1 protein-coding gene is annotated in these 1,103 nt (G+C 34.1%); it reads left to right on the plus strand.

Going from position 1 to position 1,103, the window contains the following annotated elements; translation table 11 throughout:
- Positions 1–251 precede the first annotated feature (251 nt).
- On the plus strand, positions 252–1,103 hold an 852-nt coding region (locus PR709_RS10850; RefSeq protein WP_272570889.1), incomplete at its 3' end, for a hypothetical protein.

Consider the following 1,103-nt stretch of genomic DNA (forward strand, 5'->3'; position numbering starts at 1 on the left):
CCGCAGTGGATTAAGCAAGCAGTAAAAAAAGTATCTTGAGCGGAGTGTTGTAATCAATGGGGTTAAAACAATAAAGAATGAGTGAATACTATTATTAGTCAGTATGTTAGCTTTAAAGAATCGAATGATTATAAGGATGATTTCATTTGCAAAATTGAGTCACCTCTACCACCGATGCGGTATATCGACAGTGAAAAAGCGTTAGATGAAGCTAATTGTACTCTGGGCTTTATTAATGAGGAAAAGATATAATGGGAATAGTTGCCTTTGTCAAAAAACACATGACATTAAAATCCAGTTTTGACCGTGCCAAGAAACAAAGTTTTGTATCTAATCACGAGCGTTACCAAAATAATGTTGAGCTTGAAGAGCTAACCTTTATTGATGAAATTAATGCTAAAAAATTTGCCATTGCGAATGTTAATCGAGGAAAACGCGATGTTGGGGCAATGAGCTTTTTTCTGGTTATTTTAGTTTGTTTTATAGTAATTTTTAGTGCATTAATAAATAGAAACATAAAATCTTACAATACTTTTGTTAGCACCATTTCAATGTATGAGAAACATTATAATCTTTCTAAAGAAAAAAATATACTATTGACTAAACAAGTTAAGGAACTTAGACCATTTTACGGTGAAGGCAATAAGAGCTTTGGAGTTTTCTTTGTCGATTATTATTTATGGGGGGGGCATGTCAATAAAGTTGGAGGTATGGACGTTGCTTTTATAATTTTCACGTTAATTTTGGGTGTTTTTACCGGCATGGCGGGTTATATAATCTTTTTAAGTCCGCTACCAGTCCTAATTTTCGATCGAGAGAAAAAATATGTCTATAGCTATTTAAAAGGAAAAGTTTCAGCAGACCGCTATGAATATATTGAGTATGGTCATGCCCCTAATATGCTTGTAGTCCGGTTATATAGCATTAATACTGAAAATGGTGAATTGCAGGAAGAGATGTTTTTGCCTTATACATCAGCCAAGTCAAACCTTAACTTTAATACAGCTAATGAAGGCAATATCTTTGTCAGCTTTGTGAATACTTTTATGCGTGAAGGGCGTGAAGCGGTAATGGACAGTGATTATAAGCAGCCAAAACCTTTG

Origin of the sequence: Providencia sp. PROV267, assembly GCF_028477825.1 — a bacterium.
GTDB classification, from domain to species: Bacteria; Pseudomonadota; Gammaproteobacteria; order Enterobacterales; family Enterobacteriaceae; genus Providencia; species Providencia stuartii.